The sequence below is a fragment of the Arthrobacter sp. StoSoilB13 genome (genome assembly GCF_019977255.1).
Lineage (GTDB): Bacteria > Actinomycetota > Actinomycetes > Actinomycetales > Micrococcaceae > Arthrobacter.
Genome location: NZ_AP024647.1, coordinates 2388309 through 2410622, shown reverse-complemented (window position 1 = coordinate 2410622; position 22314 = coordinate 2388309). Strand labels below are relative to the sequence as shown.

Annotated in this window: 19 protein-coding genes and 3 pseudogenes; 13 read left to right on the top strand and 9 right to left on the bottom strand. The window is 62.4% G+C overall.

From position 1 onward, the window contains the following. The first annotated feature begins 1 nt into the window (after position 1). The 5 genes from LDP01_RS11305 to LDP01_RS11285 all read left to right on the top strand — a co-directional run bounded on the left by LDP01_RS11305 (position 2) and on the right by LDP01_RS11285 (position 3574). On the top strand, positions 2-682 hold the full coding sequence (locus tag LDP01_RS11305; RefSeq protein ID WP_224089173.1) for a nucleotide exchange factor GrpE: 681 nt from the start codon (positions 2-4) through the stop codon (positions 680-682). A 190-nt stretch (positions 683-872) separates the two neighbouring features. Further along, positions 873-1847 carry a DnaJ C-terminal domain-containing protein gene (locus tag LDP01_RS11300; protein WP_223934638.1) on the top strand — a complete coding sequence of 325 codons (975 nt, stop codon included), beginning with the start codon at positions 873-875 and terminating at the stop codon, positions 1845-1847. Between the two features lie 10 nt (positions 1848-1857). Further along, complete coding sequence (locus tag LDP01_RS11295; RefSeq protein ID WP_224089172.1) at positions 1858-2277, top strand: heat shock protein transcriptional repressor HspR; 420 nt, start codon at positions 1858-1860, stop codon at positions 2275-2277. A 346-nt stretch (positions 2278-2623) separates the two neighbouring features. Further along, positions 2624-3136, top strand: coding sequence for a carboxymuconolactone decarboxylase family protein (locus LDP01_RS11290; RefSeq protein ID WP_224089171.1), 513 nt, complete (start codon positions 2624-2626; stop codon positions 3134-3136). 135 nt (positions 3137-3271) lie between these two features. Beyond that, a complete protein-coding gene (locus LDP01_RS11285) occupies positions 3272-3574 on the top strand; it encodes a DUF3040 domain-containing protein (RefSeq protein ID WP_224089170.1) in 303 nt (100 codons plus the stop codon). A gap of 85 nt (positions 3575-3659) precedes the next feature. On the opposite strand, the gene LDP01_RS11280 is transcribed toward LDP01_RS11285, so the two are convergent. Together LDP01_RS11280 and LDP01_RS11275 are read right to left on the bottom strand one after the other, a co-directional pair. Continuing rightward, complete coding sequence (locus tag LDP01_RS11280) at positions 3660-4118, bottom strand: hypothetical protein (RefSeq protein WP_224089167.1); 459 nt, start codon at positions 4116-4118, stop codon at positions 3660-3662. An 86-nt stretch (positions 4119-4204) separates the two neighbouring features. Further along, the gene (locus tag LDP01_RS11275; protein WP_224089166.1) at positions 4205-4825 is read right to left on the bottom strand and encodes a CG0192-related protein; all 621 of its coding nucleotides are present in this window, start codon (positions 4823-4825) and stop codon (positions 4205-4207) included. A gap of 109 nt (positions 4826-4934) precedes the next feature. On the opposite strand from LDP01_RS11275, the gene LDP01_RS11270 reads away from it, so the two are divergent. From LDP01_RS11270 to LDP01_RS23735, 3 genes and pseudogenes are all read left to right on the top strand, one after another. Then, positions 4935-5273: a hypothetical protein gene (locus tag LDP01_RS11270; RefSeq protein ID WP_224089164.1), complete on the top strand. Its 339-nt coding sequence runs from the start codon at positions 4935-4937 to the stop codon at positions 5271-5273. A gap of 484 nt (positions 5274-5757) precedes the next feature. After that, complete coding sequence (locus tag LDP01_RS11265; RefSeq protein WP_224089162.1) at positions 5758-6423, top strand: GntR family transcriptional regulator; 666 nt, start codon at positions 5758-5760, stop codon at positions 6421-6423. Then, positions 6420-7599 (top strand): annotated as a pseudogene (locus tag LDP01_RS23735) (MFS transporter). Before LDP01_RS11265 ends, LDP01_RS23735 begins: the two are co-directional and overlap by 4 nt. Before the next feature lie 190 nt (positions 7600-7789). On the opposite strand, the gene LDP01_RS11250 reads toward LDP01_RS23735, so the two are convergent. Continuing rightward, entirely contained in the window at positions 7790-9697 is a 1908-nt protein-coding gene (locus LDP01_RS11250; protein ID WP_224089154.1) for an FG-GAP-like repeat-containing protein, read from the bottom strand. A 335-nt stretch (positions 9698-10032) separates the two neighbouring features. Beyond that, positions 10033-13489: pseudogene (locus LDP01_RS11245) on the bottom strand (DEAD/DEAH box helicase). Between the two features lie 165 nt (positions 13490-13654). Between LDP01_RS11245 and LDP01_RS11240 the strand changes: the two are divergent. Together LDP01_RS11240 and LDP01_RS11235 are read left to right on the top strand one after the other, a co-directional pair. Then, entirely contained in the window at positions 13655-14503 is an 849-nt protein-coding gene (locus tag LDP01_RS11240) for a DMP19 family protein (RefSeq protein WP_224089151.1), read from the top strand. 267 nt (positions 14504-14770) lie between these two features. Next, positions 14771-15723, top strand: a pseudogene (locus tag LDP01_RS11235) (type IV toxin-antitoxin system AbiEi family antitoxin domain-containing protein). A gap of 92 nt (positions 15724-15815) precedes the next feature. On the opposite strand, the gene LDP01_RS11230 reads toward LDP01_RS11235, so the two are convergent. Beyond that, complete coding sequence (locus tag LDP01_RS11230; RefSeq protein ID WP_224089148.1) at positions 15816-16364, bottom strand: COG4315 family predicted lipoprotein; 549 nt, start codon at positions 16362-16364, stop codon at positions 15816-15818. A 151-nt stretch (positions 16365-16515) separates the two neighbouring features. Between LDP01_RS11230 and LDP01_RS11225 the strand changes: the two genes are divergently transcribed. Both LDP01_RS11225 and LDP01_RS11220 read left to right on the top strand, forming a co-directional pair. Further along, positions 16516-17013, top strand: coding sequence for a sigma-70 family RNA polymerase sigma factor (locus LDP01_RS11225; protein ID WP_224089146.1), 498 nt, complete (start codon positions 16516-16518; stop codon positions 17011-17013). Next, a complete protein-coding gene (locus LDP01_RS11220; RefSeq protein WP_224089144.1) occupies positions 17010-17684 on the top strand; it encodes an anti-sigma factor family protein in 675 nt (224 codons plus the stop codon). Before LDP01_RS11225 ends, LDP01_RS11220 begins: the two co-directional genes overlap by 4 nt. 18 nt (positions 17685-17702) lie before the next feature. On the opposite strand, the gene LDP01_RS11215 is transcribed toward LDP01_RS11220, so the two are convergent. The 3 genes from LDP01_RS11215 to trmB are packed head-to-tail and all read right to left on the bottom strand — an operon-like array spanning position 17703 to position 19508. Beyond that, on the bottom strand, positions 17703-18185 hold the full coding sequence (locus LDP01_RS11215; protein ID WP_224089141.1) for a type II toxin-antitoxin system RatA family toxin: 483 nt from the start codon (positions 18183-18185) through the stop codon (positions 17703-17705). Continuing rightward, the gene (locus LDP01_RS11210) at positions 18186-18581 is read right to left on the bottom strand and encodes a hypothetical protein (protein ID WP_224089139.1); all 396 of its coding nucleotides are present in this window, start codon (positions 18579-18581) and stop codon (positions 18186-18188) included. A gap of 21 nt (positions 18582-18602) precedes the next feature. Continuing rightward, on the bottom strand, positions 18603-19508 hold the full coding sequence (gene trmB / locus LDP01_RS11205; RefSeq protein WP_224089137.1) for a tRNA (guanosine(46)-N7)-methyltransferase TrmB: 906 nt from the start codon (positions 19506-19508) through the stop codon (positions 18603-18605). 166 nt (positions 19509-19674) lie between these two features. Here trmB and LDP01_RS11200 point away from each other — a divergent pair, with 166 nt between their 5' ends. Then, on the top strand, positions 19675-20928 hold the full coding sequence (locus tag LDP01_RS11200) for an MFS transporter (protein ID WP_224091170.1): 1254 nt from the start codon (positions 19675-19677) through the stop codon (positions 20926-20928). A gap of 71 nt (positions 20929-20999) precedes the next feature. Here LDP01_RS11200 and LDP01_RS11195 read toward each other — a convergent pair whose 3' ends face one another. Then, positions 21000-22292: an MFS transporter gene (locus LDP01_RS11195; RefSeq protein ID WP_224089135.1), complete on the bottom strand. Its 1293-nt coding sequence runs from the start codon at positions 22290-22292 to the stop codon at positions 21000-21002. Positions 22293-22314: the final 22 nt, after the last annotated feature.

Here is a 22314-nt window from a genome sequence, read left to right as displayed (position 1 = left end):
CATGCCCCACCACGGCAACGAAGCAGAGCACTCTGAAGGAAACGGCGACGAGCGCGAAGGCGCCCGTCAGCAGAAACCGGTGATTCGGGACAACCGCAAGGTTGACCCGGAGACCGGGGCTGCCCGCCACCCCGAAGGCGAAGCTGCTGCTCCCACCGAAGGCAACGCCACTTCCACGGAAGGTGACGCTCTGTCCCAGGCTGAGGAAATCCTCAACGGGGTAGAGGTCCCTGCCGAGGAGTCGGTAGCCTCCGGCGCCGCGGCTGAAGCCCAGGCAGCGGAGCTCCGCAACGACCTCCTTCGCCTTCAGGCTGAATACGTCAACTACCGCAAGCGCGTCGAACGCGACCGCGCCGTAGCAGGAGAAATGGCCGTCATTGGCGTCCTGAACTCCCTGCTCCCGGTGCTGGACGACGTCGACGCCGCACGCCAGCACGGTGACCTTGAAGACGGCCCCTTCGCCGCCATCGCCACCAAACTGGAAAACGCGCTGAAGACGTACGGGCTGGAACGCATCGCGGAAACGGGTGTCGAATTCGATCCCACCATCCACGAGGCACTCATCCAGCAGCCCGGCGAGGACATCGACGTGGACACGGTCAGCCAGGTGCTGCGCTCGGGATACCGCTCAGGTGAGCGGGTCCTGCGTGCGGCCCAGGTGATCGTGGCTGTACCGGCGTAAGTTCCACCGCGAAGCGAGACAAGGGGCCCCGCCCCTACGCCGGGTGGCTTGGGATCTTCGATCCAAAGCCACCCGGCTCCGGTAGGCCCGAAGCCACTCCCGGGCCCCTTGTCTCGCTCCGCTCCCGCTGTCGGGTCACCTAAGGTGGGTGGACGCAGGTGCTTGTTTATTGATTTGAAAGGAAACGCTCTTGGCCAGCCAGGACTGGGTTGAAAAGGATTTTTACGCGATCCTTGGTATCGCCAAGGACGCGTCCGACGCGGATATTAAGAAGGCTTACCGCAAGCTTGCGCGGCAGTATCACCCGGATACCAATTCCGGGAATGCTGCTGCGGAGAAGAAGTTTAAGGACATTTCCGAGGCTTATTCTGTCTTGTCGAGTCCTGAGGACAGGCAGCAGTATGACGCGATCCGTGCCATGGGTGGTGCCCGGTTCGCTCCCGGTGCGGGCGCCGGGCGTGGTGGTGCTGGTGCCAATGGTGGGTTTGAGGACCTGTTCGGTGGTTTGTTCGGTGGCGGCGCGCGTCAGCCCTCGGGTGCCGGTGGCATTCCTCCGGAGTTTGCTGACCTGTTTGGTGGCGGCTTTGGTGGTGGCCAGACCGGGTTCCAGCGGGCACCGCAGAAGGGTTCGGACCGCACTGCGACGACGTCCATCTCCTTTGCTGGATCCATCAAGGGCACTACGGTAAGCCTGCGCGAAAGCAACGGACACGTGATCGACGTCAAAATCCCCGCCGGCATCAAAGACGGGCAGAAAGTCCGCCAGCGCGGCAAGGGCAACGTTGGTCCTGCCGGCAACGGCGATCTCATCATCACGGTGAACGTGAAGCCGCACGAGTTTTTCCAGCGCGACGGCGACAACATCCGCATCCACGTGCCCGTTACGTTCGCGGAAGCTGCGCTTGGCGCGACCATTGAGGTTCCAACGCTCGACGGCGACACCGTCAAGGTGCGTGTCCCGGCCGGAACACCGTCGGGTCGTACCCTCCGGGTCAAGGGCCGGGGTGTGAAAACGTCCAAGGCGACCGGAGACCTCCTGGTGACTATCGACGTCGCCGTCCCACAGAACCTGAACAAGGAAGCGGAGGAGGCCGTGAAGGCATTTGCTGCCGCGACCACCGATGCCAACCCGCGTCACGACCTGGCCGCGAAGGCCCGGTTGTAAGGAGACGGTCATGGCAATCGACGTCAACCAGCCGATCTTTGTCATCTCCGTCGCCGCGGAGCTTGCCGACATGCATCCGCAGACGTTGCGCCAATACGACCGCCTGGGCATCGTCTCGCCCAGCCGCGCCCCCGGGAAGTCGCGCAGGTACTCCCAGAACGACGTCGAAAAGCTGCGGGAGGTCCAGCGCCTCTCGCAGTCCGGCGTCTCGCTCGAAGGCATCAAGCGCATTTTGGACCTGGAAAACCAAGTCGCTGCACTGCAGTACCGCGTGGCCGAGCTGACGGAGGAACTGACCCGACGCCGCAGCCCCTTGGACACCCGTATTTTCGCAGCGGGAGCAGCCGGCGACGTCGTCAGTCTGGCCCGCGGTCAACGTCCCCGTGCACGGTCGCAAGCCGTCGTGGTGTGGAGGCCGCGGCCTGAGTAGCAACGCCGCGGTTCGTGGCTGGACCCCGCGGTGGGGCATCCACAGGAGCCACGCATTGATGGGAGAGCTCCCACGAAAGAGAGGCCTACGATGGCACCCAGCGAAACGGCACGACGAAATCACGACGAACTGTTCCCAGGTCAGCTTCCGGCCCTGGCGGTTACAGACCCCGAGCTCGTGGAGATTTTCAACAACTTCGCATTCGACGAGGTTTTAAGCTACGGAACACTGGATACCAGGACGCGGCTCATGGTTCAGCTCGCCTCCCTTATCGCGTCACAAGGAATGCGGGAATACCGGACGTTGCTCGGCGCGGCCCCTTACCGTTGGGGTAACTCCGGTGGAGGTGAAGGAACTTGTCTACCAAGCCGTCCCGTATGTCGGCATGGGCAAAGTTTCCGATTTCCTGCACGCCACCAATGAAATCCTCAAAGAATTCGGCGTGGAGCTTCCTGTTCCGGGCCAGTCCACCACGACGCCCAAGGACCGGGCGGAAAAAGGGCTGGCTATCCAGAAGGAGATCATAGGGGCAGAACGCATCGACGACATGCGCGCAGCTGCCTCAGCTGATGAAATGCACTTTCAGGAGTACCTCGCCGCGAACTGCTTCGGCGATTTTCTGACGCGCACCGGCATTGATGTTCCAAGGCGTGAACTCCTCACCTTGTCCATGCTCGTTTCCCTTGGCGGCTGCGAGCCACAGGTCAAGGGGCACATTCTGGCCAATCTGAACGTGGGTAACAGCCGCGGGTTGATGCTTGACGTCATCACGCAGTTGCTGCCGTACATCGGGTATCCACGTACGCTCAACGCCCTGCGCGTACTCAACGAGACCGTGCCGGCACCCAACGCCAGGTAGGGCTTCCTTATGCTGTGGATAGTGGCCGGAAAAGGACGATAATAATGTCATGGCACGGCAAGAAGTGCACGTGCTGGTGGTTGGCGTGTAGGCGCTGGAAAGCGTCCCATGCTCGTGTAGTGAGGGAAGATTCCGATGTCGTTGTCGGATGAAGAGCGCAGGAGTTTGGAAGAGCTTGAGCGGGATCTCGCTTCATCGGATCCTGACCTGGACCTTCAGCTGAAGTCGGGGCGGCCGCGCGGTGCGGTGGCGCGCTCAGTTTTTGGTGTCCTGGCAGTTTTGGCCGGTTTTGCAATGGTCATTGCCGGGATCATCACACAACTCGTCCTTGTGGGTGTGGTCGGGTTCCTGCTCGCTGGAACAGGCGCCTACTTACTGTTCAGCAGGATGGTCCTTAGGAGAAGGACTCGGCGACACGATGAGGGCAGGCCAGGCTAGCCCAGCACGGGTCTAGCCCAGCTCCGAGCTAGGCGTCCAGCCTCCGAGCTAGGCGTCCCGCCAGCCGGTAGAAATCTGCCGGCTCTTAGTACGTCTCCGGCGGCACGTCCGCAGACGTACCAGCGGGGTCATTGGACGTGGACGGATTCGCCGTTGGCGTGGCCGGCTTGGCAGGGGACGGCTCGCCGGGAGGCACCATCATTCGCCACGCCAGCACCAGGCCCGCGCCGACGCCACCAACTGCCAAAGCAACCAACCACCCGGCACGCGGGGAATTCCGCTGACTGGTTCGACGACTCAAAGTTTGCGTCGCCCTTTTGACCGCTCTGGCTGCGGTGCGCCGAGCCCTCTTTGCGGCTTTACGGTTCCCGGTCAGCGTGAGCATTACGCCGTGCACCACCGACGGGACATCGGCGTGATTGATCCGGGATAACGCCCACCCCACTACTGCGTCGGCTTGCGACGACGTGCCCTCCGCTGCGTGCTTCACCCACTCGGCTGCGAGGTCCTGCACTGCGGGAATGATGTTTTGTGCTTTGTACATATGAACCCCTCACGGAGTAGATGGCCCCGTTGCCAGACTACGCCGCGGGCTGCAGGACCAAAAGGTGCCTGAACGCAGCGCTCTTTTCAGGCCGGGATTATGGCTGCCAGCTCCACGGGGTTCTCCAGTCCGGCCCACTTGCCGCTGAGGGTCAACTCGTTGTGGAGCTCAGCCGCGACATCCACCACCCTGGCAACCTTCAAGCGAAGCTCACCTGCGTCAATGATGGTCACGCCACTGCCCGACACGGGGGCCGAGGCACTCAAGGCGGGGACACCGGCGTCGAGCGTTCCGCTTCCCTTCACATTGACGGAGCTGGGCCGGGGCTCAGGCTCGCCGTCGACGATCAGCGCGGCCTCTTCCTGGCCCGTGAGGATAGCCGTGGCCAGGGCTTTGACGTAAACGGGATCTGCGCAGGCGTCATAGACCCACCGCTTGCCAAGGACGGAGTGGTCCATGGTGCCGATGAGCCATTCCTGGGCGCCGGCCAGTTCGTAGCCCCTGTAGCTCAGGGGTACCTGGTAGATGCGCTCGCCAGCGGCGACCACATGCGTCTCGAGCCCCACCTCGCCGGCGGGGTCGTCAAAACGGTAGGCCCCAATGAGCTCCGGGGCCCCTTCGTGGCTGAACCAGGGCTGCGTCGGCAGGTATCCAGCGATGAGTTCGAGCTTGGACGGGGACAGGGTTGCCTTGTGAATGATCGCCATGTTCTCCAGCCTAGGCCAGGGAGGCGTGCTGTTCGGTAGGGGTCCCAATGCGCGGCCTCGCCCCTGCACTGTTTACAATCGAAGGGACGCGCCGACTATTGAGGGAATCATGAAGAAACTCACCACTGTCCTGATCGCTGCCGGGCTGCTTGCCACGGCATCAGCCTGCTCCTCGCCGCAGCTGACCACCGCAGAAACGTGTGACCGGGTGGGTGTCGCCGTTGCCAGCCTCCCGAGCAACGCCAGCAAGACCGCGACCATTCGCGTCGCAAACGCCATCCGCCCCATTGAACCCGTTGCCTCCAACGAAATGAAGCCCGTGGTCACGGCCATCCTTGAATACTCGGATGAGCTCGTGAAGGAATCCCCGGACGAGAAAAAGATGGGCGAGCTCTCCGCCGCCTACCAGGAAGCCGGCACCAAGTACGGTGAACTCTGCCGCGGCTAATGACGCCCGCTGCCTAACGGCCAATGAACGCGAAGAAGGGGACCAGCTGAGCTGGTCCCCTTCTTGCGTCTGGAACCGGAAAAGACGTTGGGATGTGCGACAGAAACCGATTCGGGTCAGGCAACCCTGGATGCTCTCTCACATCACCGCCCTTAATCCGGGATGCTCTCTCAGATGACCGCCCATAATCCGGGATGCTCTCTCAGATGACCGCCCATAATCCGGGATGCTCTCTCACATGATCGAAGAGAAGTCCCGGACGGCGTCGGCGGTGTGCCCAGGTAAGGCCCGACGTCGAAACTTACCTTGAGCGCCCGGCTTCGGCACCCTTGGCGGACCAGCGAATCAGCGGATTACGCAACGCGGGGTCACTTACGGCCGGTTATCGCCGAGAACATGGGCCGTAAGTGACCCCGCGTTGCGTTGGCTTCGCGCGCAATGTATAGATGTATACAAGTACACACACCCAAGCCAAGGAAGCCGTATGGCCCATCAACAACCACGGAACACAGGGGCACACCTGGTCTACAGCGAGCTCAAACGCCGGATCCTCAGCTTGGAGCTCAAGCCAGGTGAGCGTGTTTACGAGCCGGCCATGGCTACTGCGCTGCAAGTCAGCCGAACCCCGCTGAGGGAAGCTATCCGGCGTCTGATTTCGGAGAGCCTCCTGGAGCAACAGGCAACCGGGGGAGTGGTGGTTCCAGCGCTGGATGAGACGGTGATTGCCGAACTGTACGACGTTCGGGCAGCACTGGAATCGTTGATGGCACGGGAAGCGTGCGCCAAGGCAACTAGTGAAGATATCGAAAAGCTGCAGGGCATTCTTGAACGAAATGCGGCCATGGTGGAATTCGCTGATGAAGCCATGAAATACGGCGTGACATTGCACGCCACCATCGCTGGGATCGCCGGAAATTCCTGGGCACAACGCTTCCATGACCAGATCTCCAGCCAGGTTGAGCGATACCGGCATTTCACCAACAATTCCGGTGAGCGCCGGGAACAGGCCCTTGCCGACCACCGCGTACTGGTGGAAGCCATAGCCTCAAAGAAGCCAGACAAGGCAGCGAAGATCGCGTTCGACCACGTCATCGCCGCCCGTGACGAGACGTTGCGTGCCATTTCAGGCGCGGGCCTTGTGGTCGAATGATTGGCGAACTCGGGCGACGCTCGTCCCTTGCACTTCTGATCCACTCCGCACTCATCCAGGCAGTCACGTTCCTGGTGCGGCCAGCCACCAGCTACCGGGCACTGGAACTCGATGTCCCCGGGTTTGCACTCGGTCTTCTCGCTGCCAGTTATGCAGTCTTCCCGCTACTCCTCGCGCTGCCGATCGGCGGACTGGTGGACCGCCTCGGTGAGCGTCGCCTCATGGCGATCGGCTCCGCCGTCGTGCTGGGTTGTTCCGCTTTTCTGCTGTTGTTCGGAACGTCGGTTCCTGCGTTGGTGGCCGGAACTGCGCTTCTTGGCGCCGGCCAGTTGGCTTGCGTGGTGGGGCAGCAGGCGGTGGTTGCGAACAATGCCAACTCCACCCGGCTCGATTCAGCCTTCGGGTACCTGACGTTCGCCGCGTCGCTGGGCCAGGCACTTGGGGCCGTTGGCGATTTCCTTGGTGGGCGGCGCCTCTGTCCGCCCGGATACGAACGCGATCTTCCTTCTCGCGACGGCCATGGGCCTGGTGCTGTTCCTGACCACGTTCGTTATCTCTGGCCAAGTCAGTGGCCGGAGGGACAAGGCCAAAACAGCGGACAGCCCCAAAGGCGGTGCCATCTCCTTGTTGAGAACGCCGGGCGTGGTCCGGGCATTGGCAACGAGTGCAACCGTCCTGGCAGTGGTGGATCTTACGGTGGTCTACCTGCCTGCGCTTGGCGCTGAGCGGGGTCTTACCGCGGCCACAGTCGGTCTCATGCTGACTGTTCGCGCCGCGTTCTCGATGGTCTCCCGGATTGGGCTTGGCAGCATGTCCCGGAAGTTGGGGCGGATGAGGTTGCTGGTCCTGAGCCTTGCGGTTTCCACGGTCTCGCTGGCAGTAGCTGCCATTCCGATGCCGATGTGGTTGCTGTTCGTCGTCATGGCTTTCCTGGGCCTCGGGCTGGGAATCGGACAGCCGCTGACCATGTCCTGGTTGTCGGCCCAAGCGCCCGAAGGCCAACGCGGACGTGCGCTGGCCTTGAGGCTCGCCGGGAACAGGGTGGGGCAAGTTGTCCTGCCGAGCGCCATCGGTGTTGTGGCGGTAGGTCTCGGTGCTGCGGGTGTGTTCCTGGCGTCCGCTGTGGCCGTGAGCGGAACGATGCTGTTGCTGCGCGGGGTGCGGTTGGACGACTGACTTTGTTTTGAGCGGCCGCCACTGGCTCCATCCGTCACGTTTTGTGGGTCACGTCCACTGATAGCTATACGGATGTGAGGGGACCAGTTGCCGGAGGCAAAGAAGCGCGTTCAAAATGATGGATCCGGACTCAGTATCGAAGCGCGAGGGTGTACGGCGGCCTCCCCGCGGAAGGCCGCCGTCGATAGTCCTAGAGAACAGCCGTCATGACGCCCCATCCCCAACCAACAGCGAAGCGCGGCATCCAGCCACCCTTGCCGTCGCCGGGGTAGTGCCAGAGGACGCCTTCAATATCGCGGGCCAGGAGGTCGGCTGTGCCGTCCGGTAGGAAGTTGCTGTTGAAGTCGCCGGGACCAACGACGGCGGTCATGGAGTTCCAGCCCGAACCCACCTGGACGCGGGGGAGCCAGCCGCTTGTGCCGTTGCCGGGGTAGAGCCACAACGTGCCCCCGGTATCGATGGCGAAGACATCGTGCTTGCCGTCTCCATTGAAGTCTCCGGGGCCCACGATCTTGTCCATCGCATTCCAGCCTGAGCCGACCGCGACCCGAGGGAGCCACCCGGCAGCACCGTTACCCGGATACAGCCACAATGTCCCTGAAGAGTCCCTGGCTAAGACATCGTGCTTGCCGTCGCCGTTGAAGTCGCCAGGGCCCACGATTGAGGTCATGACATTCCAACCGGCACCGACCTGGATCCGGGGGTACCATTCGCCGTATCCGTTGCTTGGGTAAAGCCACAGGACTCCGGCTGCGTCACGTGCAAGGACGTCCGGCTTGGCGTCACCGTTGAGGTCGCCTGGAGCCACGAGCGATGTCATGGCGTTCCAGCCGGAACCAACTTGAGTACGGGGCAGGAAGTGACCGCCTGTGTCGCCCGCGTATAGCCATAGAGTGCCTGCCGAGTCCCGGGCTAGGGTGTCGGCTTTGCCATCGGAGGTGAAATCGTTCTTGGCAGCGTTGACCGTGATCGCGAACCACTTGCTGAAGGCTGAGGGGCTGACACCATTGGACGCAGCCACCTGGACTTTGTAGGTCCCCGCCTTGGTTGCGATGCCGGAAAGAACGCCGGTCTGCTTGTCCAGGGTCAGCCCTGGAGGCAAAGTGCCCGCGTAGACAGAGAATTTGGGTGCTGGAGAGCCCTTCGCTTGGAAGGTGTATTTGTAGGCCGAGCCTACCGTTGCCGCTACGGGCGGCTGGCTTGCCGTAAACGCAGGAGGAGCGTCAGCGCCGTCGATGACTGAAAGTGCGCCGCCCGTCTGGTTTGCGACGTAGGTTCTATTTGTTACCTCGTTGACGGCCGCCACTTGAGGCCAGTTGCCCACCTGGATGATTTCAAAGACGCCAGTGCTGGCGCGAAGTACGATCAGTTTGCCCCGGTTTGGAATGACACCGTAGACCTTGTTGGTGGTTTCGTTGACAACCAGGCTGACGGGGGAGTCCAGGAAGTCGCCGTATTCGAATTTCCTGACTTTGTTCGTTGCTCCGTCCAATTCGGACAGGTAATAGGCGCCCGTTGAAACGTAAACCTTGTTTGTCTTCTCGTTTACTGCAAGGGCGCCAGGTGCGTCAGTGATGCCAATATCAGTAACGGCGTTGGTGACGCCGTCAATGACGTTAACGATGTATCCGCTACTGAGGCTGTTTTGCTCATTGCTCACATAGATCTTGTTGGTCGCGGAGTTCACGGCAACGTGAAAGGGTCGCTCCCCTACCGCCACTGGAGTCGACGTCTTACGGGTCCCGTCGATGACGAAAACTGTGTTGCTGTCCGCATCCGTTACATACGCCTTGTTAGTGACAGGATTCAGGGCCATGTCGGACGAGTAGGTTCCCACCGCCACCGTCGCGGTTGTCTTAGTGGCGGCGTCGAAAATGAGAACACTGTCGGGTCCGCCGCCTCGGGCGAAGATCTGGTTGGTCGTCTCGTTGACCAACAATTTCCCAACGCCAGGGCCCGAGTACACAACGGCGACAGCGTTGCTTGCGCCGTCGATGGCAAGGATTGTCCCGTTCACGGATGCATAGATCTTGTTGGTGACAGTATTGATGGCCAGGGCCTGTAGACAGACCGGGGAGCGGGATGCTTGTAGCAACATTGGTGGCCCCATCAACCACCAAGATGTAGGGGCTGCCCAGATGCGAGACGTAGATTTTGTTCGTCACTGGGTTCACTACGGTGGTGTCGGGCCCGCTGCCTGTCACGATGTCTGCGACGCGCACGTCCGCCTGTGCCGGCGACGCCATTCCGAACAGAGCGGCGGCCGTCAGGCTCACGGCAAGCAGCGTAGCGGAAAGAGTCCGCAGGAGTCCCTTCGAACGGGCCCTCAAATGTTCTTGCGTCGAAAACAGCAGAGTGGTCACTGCAGCTCCCCCTATTGATGTGCCAGCGACCACATTCTTGGGCCGGGGAGAGTCTAGAGCCAAGCAGCGACTATTCCGCGAACAGCGCCGCCAGGTCCTCCGCCGTCAACGAGCCACCAGCCAGGGCGTCGCCTTCCATCACATCCGCGAACAGCTGCGACTTCTTGGCCTTCAGCGCCATGACCTTTTCTTCGATGGTGTCCTTCGCAACCAACCGGTAGACCATGACGTTCCGGGCCTGCCCGATGCGGTGCGTACGGTCCACAGCCTGTGCCTCGGACGCCGGGTTCCACCACGGATCCAGCAGGAACACGTAATCCGCCTCAGTGAGGTTGAGCCCGAAGCCACCGGCCTTCAGCGAAATCAGGAACACCGGAGCGGCGCCGTTCTTGAACTCGCTCACCACATCGCCACGGTTTCGGGTGCTGCCATCAAGGTAGCAATACTCCACCCCCTCGGCATCCAAACGCTCCCGAACCTTGCCCAGGAAGCCCGTGAACTGGCTGAAAATCAGGGCGCGGTGGCCCTCGGAGATCAAATCCTCCAACTGTTCGAACAGCACATCCAGCTTGGACGACCGCACCCCTGACAAGGAAGAATCCACCAACGACGCATCCAAGCTCAGCTGACGCAGCAACGTCAAGGACTGGAAGATCGTGAAACGGTTCTTGTTGACGTCGTCGATCAGTCCAAGGATCTTCTGCCGCTCGCGCTGGAGGTGCGTCTGGTAAACCTTCTGGTGCCGCGGGTTCAGCACGACCTCAAGGACCTGCTCCTGCTTCGGCGGCAGATCCTTGATGACCTGTTCTTTGGTGCGGCGCATCATCAGTGGACGGACACGACGCCGGAGCTTGGCCAACTGCGCCGAGTCACCGTTCTTCTCCACCGGCTTCTGGTAGTTTTCCGCGAACCGCTTGGGACTCGGGAACAGGCCAGGCGCCACGATCGACGTCAGTGCCCAGAACTCCATGAGGTTGTTCTCCAGCGGCGTGCCTGTGATGGCCAGTTTGAACCGGGCCGGAAGCTTCCGCGCGCACTGGTAGGCCTTGGATTGGTGGTTCTTCACGAACTGCGCCTCGTCCAGCATGAGCCCCGCCCACTGGAACGACGCGTAGGCATCGTAATCAATGCGGAACAGCGCATAGGACGTAATAACGACGTCGGCACCCGCCAGCGCGTCGACAGGTGACAGCCCGCTCTTGGCGAAAGTTTCACCGACGGTCCGCACAATGAGCCCGGGAGCGAACCGTTGCGCTTCGGCGGCCCCAGTTGCTCACCACGCTGGTTGGGGCCACCACCAGGAACGGAGCGCGGGGCGGGCTGTCGGCCACACCGCCCACGGCCGTATCAACAGCCGCAGCCAACTCCTTGGCCGCACAGATCAGCGCGATCGCCTGCACGGTCTTGCCCAAGCCCATGTCATCGGCCAACACGCCGCCCAGGCTGTGCTTGAAGAGGAAGCTGAGCCAGTTGAAACCTTCAAGCTGATACGGACGCAGCTCGGCGTTAAGGCCTGCCGGCAGCGGCAGCCCGGTCACGCCGTCGTCGAGCAATCCGCCAACAGCTTCGCGCCACGCGGCGGCCTGTTCGTCAACGATGCCGAGTTGCGCGAGTTCGTCCCAGAGCCCGGCCTGGAAGCGGCTGATCTGCAGGGCGCCGTCTTTGTTGTCCGGGTTGTCCTGAAGGGAGCGGGCTTCGTCGATCAACGCTCGGAGCTGGTGCAGCTCAGGCAAGTCGAGGGAGAAATAGGCGCCGCTGGGGAGCAGCATGCGGCTCATCCCGGCGGCCAGTGCAGAGAACACGGCGGCGAACGAGACCGGTTCGCCTTCGAGGGTGATGACGATGCCGAGATCGAACCAGTCGCCGCTCGCCGTTTCCTTCGTGGAGATGGAGACAACGGGAGCTTCGGCGGCTTCGCGGTAATCAGCGATGTCACCGGAGGTCTCTACGACGACGTCGGGCAGGTCCTTGAGCGCGGGCAGGATCTCCTCGGTGAAAGCCAGCGTGTCCAGGCCGGAAAGCTCAGCCGACGCCGCGAGCCGCGGAGCGCCCCAGCCGCCGGTAGCCGATTCCGCCAACGCGGGAACTACGTCCCACGGCCGACCGATCGAATCCAGGATCCGGGCTTCCTCAAGGTCATCCCGGTAGCCACGGTCATCCGGGTGCCGCCACAAGGGCTGCGCGGTGACCAACGTGCCGGACTTGTAGTGCCATTCCCAGTGCAGCCGGACTTTGTGGTCGGTGCCGTAGTTGGCGAGCAGGGAAAGCGTGGGGACCGCCAGGGTTGGCAGTTCCACGGATTCATCCGCTGCCTTGACGGGCGTCGACTGCCGCAGCTTCGGGTAGAAGGACGTCAGGAACCGGCTCTCATCTTCGGCCGGAATCAGAAGCGTCTCGCCCTCGGTGACAAACTCGAGCAGTTCGTCAGTGATACCGCCCTCAATCGGGGCGAGCGTGATCAGGTTGTTCTGCTGCGGCACCCCGGGCAAGGCTTCGGCGCCGGAATGCGTGAAGAAAATCCCATACGCGGGCTTGCCGAGGAAGCCCACAGTCCCGGCATCAATCTGCTCACCGCCTACCGTCACCGACGGCGCAAGCTGCAGGCCGCCGTCGGGCGTTTGCTTCCCGTCTTTACCGCCCAGCGCTTCAAGGCGCGCCAAACTGAGTCCGACGACGGCGGGTTGGGTCTCGACGTGGACAGGCTCGCTACCAGCCGCGTGAATCAGCGGAATGCCGGCTTTAGTTGCATCGGCGAGAAGGGTCCAAAGGTTCTTGGCGGCGAAATCATTCAGGCTCAACCACATGGCGCCCGACGGTTGCTGGCGACCATTGCTGGAACCATGGGCAGCGAGGAAAGTCTGAAGCCACTCGACGTGTGCCTCATTGAATTCGCGGCGGAAACTGATGTAGCTCAGGTTGTTCCAGGAGACGTCGCCGCGGATCCATTTTCCCTTGGCGCCCATCATCACGGGCCGGGCCTTGAGCTGCCGGACACTGCGCATGGGATCGCGGCGGCCTGTGTAGGAGAAGTGGGCGGCCGGTTCCTCAACCTCGAACTGCAGGGCGAGCGGAATGCCGGCAGTGCTCGGCGCAGTGCCCGGCTTCGCGATCAGCCTGTTGAGGGCTTGCTCCCAAGCCGGCCGCCCGGCACCGCCTTGCTCGGAGGAACCAAGGCGCGAGGTCTGGATCCCGGGTGCCTGGGACAGGAGCTGGGCACGGATAGTGGGGTGGTCTTCAGCCGTGAAAAGCAGGGCAGCCACATGTTTGCAGTCCTTGCGGACAGGGCAGCTGCAAATACCTACGGTGCAGCTCCAGCCGCTGGGCTTGCGAACCAGCTTGGCCGACGTCGAATATGGTTGCGGACCGGTGCCGCGGACCTTGCCAAGCAGGAGGCCGGTGGCCGAATCGAAAGAAATTCCGCTCACGCGGCTGCCCATGGCATAGGCCAATCCGGCCGCCAGGGAGCGGTCGTTAATGGCAGGAGTCTGAATGGCCAGTTCCCAGGTTTCGTCTGTGTGGGACGGCATGCGTCGGGCTACTTTCGGCAGGAGGTTATCTGCTCAATCTTAGTCAGCAGAAAACGGCTCCCAAACTTCGCCCTCCGTTAACCTCAACCTCGATTGCCGAACCGCTCTCATGCGTACGTTGAAAGGGTCCGGAGCACCAACAGCTTTCAGCAGTGAGGATTTCCCATGACTACCAACGAGTACCCCGTCGTCCTGAACAAGGCCAGCTTCGAAGCAGGCAATGCAGACGTAGTGGATTCCAACGTCAACGTCGTGAACCAGATGTATGCGGAACTCCTCAACAGCGACGAAATCGCGTCCCCCGCGCTCAACAGCTACTTTGTTGATTTTTACCTGACCCAGGCGTTGGCCGGTGGATTCGCCCAGTACGTGTTCACCGCCCCGGAGCGTGAAGAGTTGGACGCCTACGTGCGTGCCGGTTTGGAAGGCATGGGTGCCACCCGGCACCTGGACCTGTTCAACCGCACCGCTGCAGCCTTTGATGCGTTGAGTGAGGACGACGCCGAGGCCTACCTCGACGGCGAGCTGGACGATTCCGAAGCGCCCCTCGAGGCCGTCGTTGTCCTGGACGAGCTCGACGGCGAGTTCGAAGCCTTGCTGGAGGAAGAGGACATCATCGACCTCAACGCCGCTTACCTTCGGAACCAGCCCGGGCTGCTGGTTCTCTCTGACGAGGAGTTGGAAGCACACATTGCCAAGCGCGTTGCCCTGATTCCGGACCTTGCCGAGCGCCAAGCCGAAGCAGACGAAGAAGCCCTCGCCAACGCACCCGAGTTTGAGGTCATCATCCGGGAACTGTGCGACGTAGCCGGCTACGCGCTGCAGAAGATCACCATGGGAGACCCCAACTACGAGCACGACGGCGTGAAGACCCTCGCCTGGCACTTCTCCACCGACCACGGCGACTACATCATGGTGGAGGACGACGAGGAAGCCTTCATGATCCACCCTGAGACCAAGGAAATCATCGCGGCGGTGGAGTTCGAAGAGTCCGACGAACTCGCGGACGCGTAGGCCGCAGCGTTGCAGGAGACCCGCCGAGATCGCCGGAACGCTCCGCAATCGCCGTAGCGTTCCGGCGATCCCGCGCTTTTCGGGCGATTTGGCTGTCACCCCTGCGGTGATGGTAGGCCTGGCGTCTCCTCACTTCGCTGGAAACGTGCGCGTTCATGGGCGAACTTCCGGCGTATTCGCATCGTTCCCGGAGCCTCGGCACTCGGATGTCCACATAGCGTCGCGCACCCCTTTAAGGACTGGATGCTTCGTCGGCATGCTGAGGCCATGGATCCAACATCATCGCCTGAAAGCACCGCCCCGTTAGTCCACCTGCTTCCTGTGCGCGGGTACATGTGGAGAACCGACGAGTTACTCCGCTTCGGCCTAAACAGTCGAAAGGTCAAGGCCCTGGTGGACTCCGGTGAGCTGCACCGCTTGAGGTACGGCTGCTACATCAGGGGCAGCAAGTGGAATGCACTGGGTCCGAGGAGACAGGCCAAGGAGCGGATCCTGGCACATGCGCACGGGACGCTGACAACGTCAACAGGCGGTTTCGTCTACAGCCATTTGTCGGCGGCACGACTCCACGGGCCCTGTTTGTGTGGGGCGTGGATGACAAGGTTCATGTTCTGCACACGACCAGGCCTTCCTCCGACAGATGGGGCAAGGACGTTCGGGGACACACAGAAAGCTTCACTGAGGACGACGTCGTGCAGGTTCAGGGTTTGCGGGCGACCACACTCGAACGCACCATCTTTGACAGTGCAAGGATGCTTAGCTATCCCAAAGCACTGGTGATTATGGATCATGGACTACGTGTCGGCGCTGATAGAAGCAGGCTGACCTCCTTGGCCACGGTCTCCTCCGGGAAGCGGGGTATCCGCACGCTGCGCAAAGCTTTGGACAACGCAGACCCCCGCTCCGAGTCTGCTGGCGAGACGCTTACCCGTGAGTTGATGCAAAGGCTCAGCATCAGGCCCCCACAGCCACAATTCGAGGTGCAGTCCCGATTGGGTCGCCATCGCATGGATTTCGCTTGGGAAGAGCAAAAACTGGCTCTGGAGTTTGACGGTCGCACTAAATACTTCGACTTCAATCCGACAGAGGAGGTCATCTTTCAAGAACGACGGCGGGAAAAGGCACTCGTCGAGGAGGGATGGCGGTTTATCCGGATCGAGTGGAAGGACCTGTTTCAAGAGCGCGCCTTCAAGGAACGCATCCTTCGGGCACTCAGGTGATGCGGCCTGAGCGCGAGTGCGTGGGAACCCTGCCTGTACGCACGTAACCCTTCGGCGACACGGCAGGCTTCCCACGATCTCGGTGTCACGCCTCAGTATCCCGAGGCGGCGCCCTTGATCATCTCGCCGCTGGGGCTTACCAGGTACCAGACGTTCATCACGCCCTGGCCGTTGACGTCGCCCGGAGCCTTGTCCTTGGCGTAGTAGTACAGCGGCATGCCATTGAGTGTGACCTGCTTCTTCCCGTCAGGGGTAGCTATGGTTCCCACGGTGCCACTGACGCCTTCAACGGCCGGCTTGTCCGACGTCGTCGTGAACACCGGCCAAGCGGCCAGGCAGGCGCCCGTGCATGCACTGGTTCCTGAATCCTTGACGTCCTTGGTGAAGAAGTACAGGCTCATGCCCTTGCTGTCCACCACGATCTGCCCGGCGCTGGATGATGCAACTTTCATCTCTGCGCCTGCCGCGGCCGGGCTGGACATTGCGTCCGTACTTGGGGACATGGAGGTAGGTGCCGTCGAGGAAGTGGCGGCCGTCGGCGCGGTAGTAGACGTGGTGCTTGTCCCGGGGCTTCCGGCGCAACCGGCAAGAGCCACGGCGAAAACCACTGCGCCGAGTCCAACGCTGAGTCTATTTCTCATCTTTAGCTCCTTTGACGGGCCGGCCGGAATGGGTCGGCGCTAACCCCTACGACGCAGGCGGGGGAAGAATGGTTCAAGGAACTGAACCTTTTCGCTGCACGTGGCGTCGTATGGGGGTAGGGCAGCAGGAAACAAGGCGGAGGAGGTGGCTATGCCGTTGGACGAGGACGTGGTGGCGGCAATCTACCGCGATCACGGCACGGCCCTGAAACGCTTTGTGCTTAGCTGCACCTCGGACACGCACCAAGCAGACGACGTCGTGCAGGAAACCATCCTCAAGGTGTGGCAGCACGCGCCGGAGATCACGGGCAGTCTGCGCAGCTACCTCTTCCGGACTGCCCGCAACGTCATCATCGACAACTACAGGAAGGCCCAGAGGCGCCCTGTTGAGGCAGGCGAGCACGACTTTCCAGACCATGTTGCGACGGAACGCGTTGATGAGCTCCTGAACCGAGTCCTCATGGAAGAGGCGCTCCTGAGGCTCAGCCACGAACACCGCGAGGTCCTTGTGGCCCTGCACTACCAGCGGTTCACCGTCACTGAGGCAGCGCTGCAGCTGAACATACCTGCCGGAACTGTGAAATCCAGGGCTTTCTATGCTGTGAAAGCCCTCCGAACGATCCTTGATGAAATGGGGGTGGAACGATGAACGGCAACCCCGTCCACCAATTGCTGGGCGCCTACCTGCTGGGAGGGCTCGACCCCGACGAGGCCCGCTCTTTTGAAGAGCACCTCGCCGGATGTGCTGCCTGCCGGCGCGAACTCGAGGAGTTGGAAAGCCTCCCCGCCCTGCTCGACGCCGTTCCTGCCTCCGACGCCGTCGCACTCACCGTGGCGGGTACCGCCGGTGCCCTCTCACCCTTGGAGCCGGGCCGGGAAGCATTGCCGCAGAAGATCCTGGTTGACCTTGCGGCACGCAGGAAGAAATCACGACGGCGGTGGGCGGCTTTCGTGGGGGCGGTCGCCGCTGCATGCCTGGCACTTGGCTTCCTTGCGGGCCCGCTGCTGAACCAACCACCAAAACCCGATGCCAGCTACTCGGTCCAGTCCGAAACAGGGCTGCAGCTGACAGTGGGCATGGTCAAGAAGACCTGGGGCACCCAGCTTGAGGTCGAAGGCAAGAGCATGCCGCTCGAAGGAACGCTCTACCTCTGGGTGAAGGGCCGGGACGGGGCGGAAGAGCGCACCTGCGGCTGGACGGCAACGCCGAGTGGCCGCATCAAGATCACTGGCGCTACGCCCGTGCAGCTTGGCGGTATAGCCGGAGTGGAACTTCGGGATGAGGCCGAAAAGACAGTGGCCTCAATATCGGTGCCGTAGATCTCAGTGCGGTAGGTCTCAGTGCAGCAGGTTTGCCCGCAGCTCGGTGACGAGGGCTGGGTCTTCGCATGCCCGTGCAAATGCTTCGATCCGGCGCTCGATTTCGCGGCCCAACAACCAGCTCCCGATTCTCTCGGCCACGGGCTTCACCCAAGCCGGGCGGCAGGAAAAGGTGTACTTCCAGATCGCCCGGGTGCCGCCGTCGTCGGGGGTAAACCGCCAGCCGCCGCCGAAGTTCTCGAAGAACCAAGGCCCGGACACCATGGTCATTCCTACGTTTCGGGGAGGGACGTAGGAGACGTACTCGCTGACCATTTTCAGTCCCATACGGGACACGGTTCGTGTGCGGACTCCCTTGCCTGCTGCCTTGGCTCCGTCCACGAAGCTTTGGGCCGAAATGAACGGATCCCATCTGAGCCTGAATTCACCAGTGGTCTGCGAGAGTGCGAAGGCTGTTTCGGGATCCAAACGGACGAACCGCTCGGCGCGGACCTGTGGCATTCAGGACCCCTGCCCTGAACCAAGCACCAGGAGCACCATGAAGGCAACGCCAAAAACATTGACCGCCATGATCGCCAGTCCGATGATCCCCGTGATGCGGCCGGCATTCATGCGCCCGGCCCGAAACACGGCGATCAGGCCACTGACGACGGACACAATGGCAAGGATCACGGCAACCAGCCCCAGAATGAGCGCACTGAACCACCAGACCCAGACGTCGTTGCCCGGGTTGTAGCGGCTCATCGCCGAAGCGACGGCGGCGACGCCCAATGGAATGCTGACCACTGCGGCAATCGGCGAGAGGATCGCGGAGACGATGCTTGTGATGCCCGCACCCAACCCCGGTGTCCTGGACCGTTGCTGCTGGTAGTACTCAACCGGTGGCTGATAGCTCATATTTCCCCCAAAGTCCGTGCGCTAGATCTTGCGATACGTGAGGTCGAAAATCATACGCCCGGCCTCGTGGGCTTTGTTTTCAAAGCTTGTGCGGATACGGCCCTCGAACCTGGGGGCCCAGCCGCCTTCCTCGTCCACGCCCTCGTTCGGCCCCGTATGCTCAGTGCTGACAGGTGCCCGGCCTTCCCGGACCGGCGCCCCTCCCACAACAGACTCGACGCCGGACTGCCACACTTGCGTCAGAGGGCTCTCCTCGCCCCTGCGCTCGCCTTCGTGCATGTTCTCAAATTCCGTTGAGTCTGCAAGAACCTCACGGACGTGTACGGCGTAGTTGGACCAGTCGGTCGCAATGCGCCAGTAGCCACCTTTTTCCAGCGCCTTGGCGGCCACGGAAGCGAAAGCCGGCTGGATGAGGCGGCGCTTATGGTGGCGTGCCTTGTGCCATGGATCGGGGAAGAATACCCAGAGCTCGCTGACCGAACCGGCAGGAAGCATCGACTCCAAGACTTCGGGCGCATTGGCTTCCACCACGCGCACATTGGTCAGGCCACGGCTGTTGATCTTGATGATGGTGTTGGCCAGGCCCGGCGTGTAAACCTCGACAGCCAGGAAGTCCTTGTCCGGATTCTGTTCGGCGGCATGGACCACGGCGTCACCCAAACCCGAACCGATCTCGACGATCAGGGGAGCTTTGCGCCCAAACACTGCCTCGGCGTCGAACGTGTAATCGGGGTGGACTGAAGTGTTGGCGACGTGACGCGGAACCTGGACGGCCCAACGCTCGGCGTGCTCCTCCCACGCGGCCTGCCTGCGGCCCTGCAAACGGGTGCCGCGGCGCACGAAACTGACCGGCCGGCCGCCGTAGGTTCCGAAGGACGCCTGGCTGCCGGGCGTGACTGGGCGCGGGGAATCTGGGGTTTCACTCATCCATTCCAGAATACTTGGGTTCCGGTGGGCGGATGGCTGGCCCAGACGAGGCCGTCGCGGTCACATCACGCTCTTGGGCAGCAGATCGGACACGGCTGACAGAATAGGACGTGTGACCTCCTCGAACAGGCCAGGCGTCGCAGATACAAGCGGCCAGGCAGAACCGATCCGCTACCAGGCCCTTCGCCCCGAAATCGCCGTGGATGCCGAGATCGACGACGTCCCGCCCGCCCCACCTACGCAGCTCCGCTCCAAGAGGGGCCTGATCTACCTCGGCATCTGTCTGGTCCTGATCGGCCTGAACCTGCGGACGGTCTTCTCGAGTTTCTCGGCTGTCCTCCCGGAAATAACGTCCGACGCCGGACTGCCGGGCTGGGCGGTGGTGGTCCTTACCACCGTTCCCGTGACATTGTTGGGCGTTTTCGCACCCCTGGCCCCTGTACTGGCGAGGCGGTTCGGGGCAGAACGGGTACTGCTCGGTGCGATGGCTGTTCTCACGGCGGGACTCTTGCTCAGGCCAATGGAGGTCCCGGGAGCCGGGCACCTTCCAGCACTCCTCGCCGGAACGGCTGCCTGCGGAGCCGCCATCGCCATCTGCAACGTACTCCTACCGGGCGTGGTCAAGAGAGACTTCCCGCGCCGGCTCGGGCTCATGGGCGGCCTGTACACCACGGCGATCTGCGCGTCCGCGGCTCTTGGTGCCGGGTTCACGTATCCGGTTTTTACGGCAACCGGCCAGTGGACTTCGGCGCTGTGGTCCTGGGCGGTGCCTGCCGGCGTCGTGCTGTTGCTCTTCCTTCCGCTGGCCGTCCGGCAGCACGCCGTTCGGCACCAGGCGGTCCGCGGCGGCGTGAACGTGTGGCGGTCGGGCGTGGCCTGGCAGGTCACGCTGTTCATGGTGCTGCAGGCCATGATGTCGTTCAGCGTGTTCGCGTGGCTGGCGCCGATCCTGAGGGACCGGGGCGTCGATGGCGGAACGGCCGGGCTGATTGTGTCGGTGTCGATCGTGCTTCAGATGCTCGGTTCACTTTTCGCCCCTGCCCTGGCCACGCGGTTCAAGGATCAGAGGGTGATCAACACCGTGGTGGCACTGATGACCGGCGGTGGCTTCGCCCTCAGCATCTTCGGACCGACTGGGCTGATCTGGATCTGGACCGGACTGCTGGGCCTCGGCCAGGGCTCGCTCACGGCTGTTGCCCTCACGATGATCATGGTCCGCACCCGCGATGCGCATACTGCCGCGCACCTGTCCGGGATGATGCAGGGGGTCGGCTACGGAGTGGGATCGGTGGGAACGCTGCTGGTGGGGCAGCTCCACCAAGCCACGGGCGGATTCGCGGCCGCCGGAATCCTGTTCCTTGTGGTCGGAGCGCTGGCTGCCTTCTTCGGCTACCGGGCAGGCCGCGACAAGTTCGTTTAACCCAAGTAAGTCGCAGCAGATGCCGTTTTGAGCGCTCAAAACGGCATCTGCTGCGACATAGTTGGGAGAACCTAGTGGGTTAGGTCCTTGCCCTTGGTCTCGGGGATCGAGAAGGCGAACGCGATGCCGATCACCAGCAGGATCACTGCGTACACGTTGAACAGGTAACCCTGGCCAATGCTGGCCAGCCAGGTCTGGAGGTACGGAGCAGTGCCACCGAAGGCAGCCACGCAGATGGAGTACGGGACGCCGACGCCAACAGTGCGGATGTGCGTCGGGAACAGTTCGGCGTAGACGGCCGGGACAATCGACGCGCTACCAGCAATGAAGAACAGCATCACGGACATGGACACGGTCAGCTGCCACGGGGAATCCTTGAGCAGCCACGTCATGGGGAAGTGCATGAGCATGGCACCGATGGACGAGCCGATCAGCACAGGCTTGCGGCCAATGCGGTCCGACAACTTGCCCCAGAACGGGAGTGCGGCGATGAAGACGACATTGGCGATCACGCCGGCCCAGAGCGCTGCACCGCGGTCCATCTTCAACGTGGTGGCTGCGTAGCTCGGTGCCACGACACCCCAGATGTAGTAGACCACCGTGAGGCCAACCGTCAGGCCGATGACCTGCAGTGCCTGCTTGCGGTACTTGACGATCTGCGGCCACATCGGCAGGCGCTTTTCCTTGGGCGTCTCGGCCTCGAATGCGTGGGTTTCCTTCATCTTGGCCCGCATGAACAGCGCGTAGACGCCCAGTGCACCACCGATGAGGAACGGAATGCGCCAACCCCATGCGCTCATGTCGTCCTTGGTCAGGACAGCCGTGAGGATCGCGCCGAGCAGAGTTCCGGCCAGAATGCCGGCGGTGCCGGACGTGTAGATGAGCGTCGCCCAGAAGCCGCGCTTTTCCTTGGGTGCCATCTCGGACAGGTACGTTTGCGACGACGGCAGCTCACCACCGTGGGCAAGGCCCTGGATGAGCCTGGCGAGCAGGAGCATCACGGATGCGAACGCGCCCACAGCCTGGAACGTCGGAGCGATGCCGATGAGGAGGCTGCCGAGAGCGCCGAGGGCAACAGCTACCGTCATGGACGTCTTGCGGCCGATGCGGTCGCCGATCCAGCCGAACAGGAAACCGCCGAACGGCCGGGCAACGAACCCGACGGCGAAGATCGCCAAGGTGGACAGCACAGCTGATGTTGGGTCTGCCTGGCTGAACAGTGCGCTCGCGATGAACGGCGAGAACGTGGCGTAGATGGCCCAGTCGTACCATTCAACGGCGTTGCCAATGCCTGTTCCTACGAGCGTTCGCAGGTGGGATTTGTGGACCTTGACTTCGGTGGACGTTCCAACGGTGGCGGTCATGTGTTTCTCCAAGGTGGGGTAG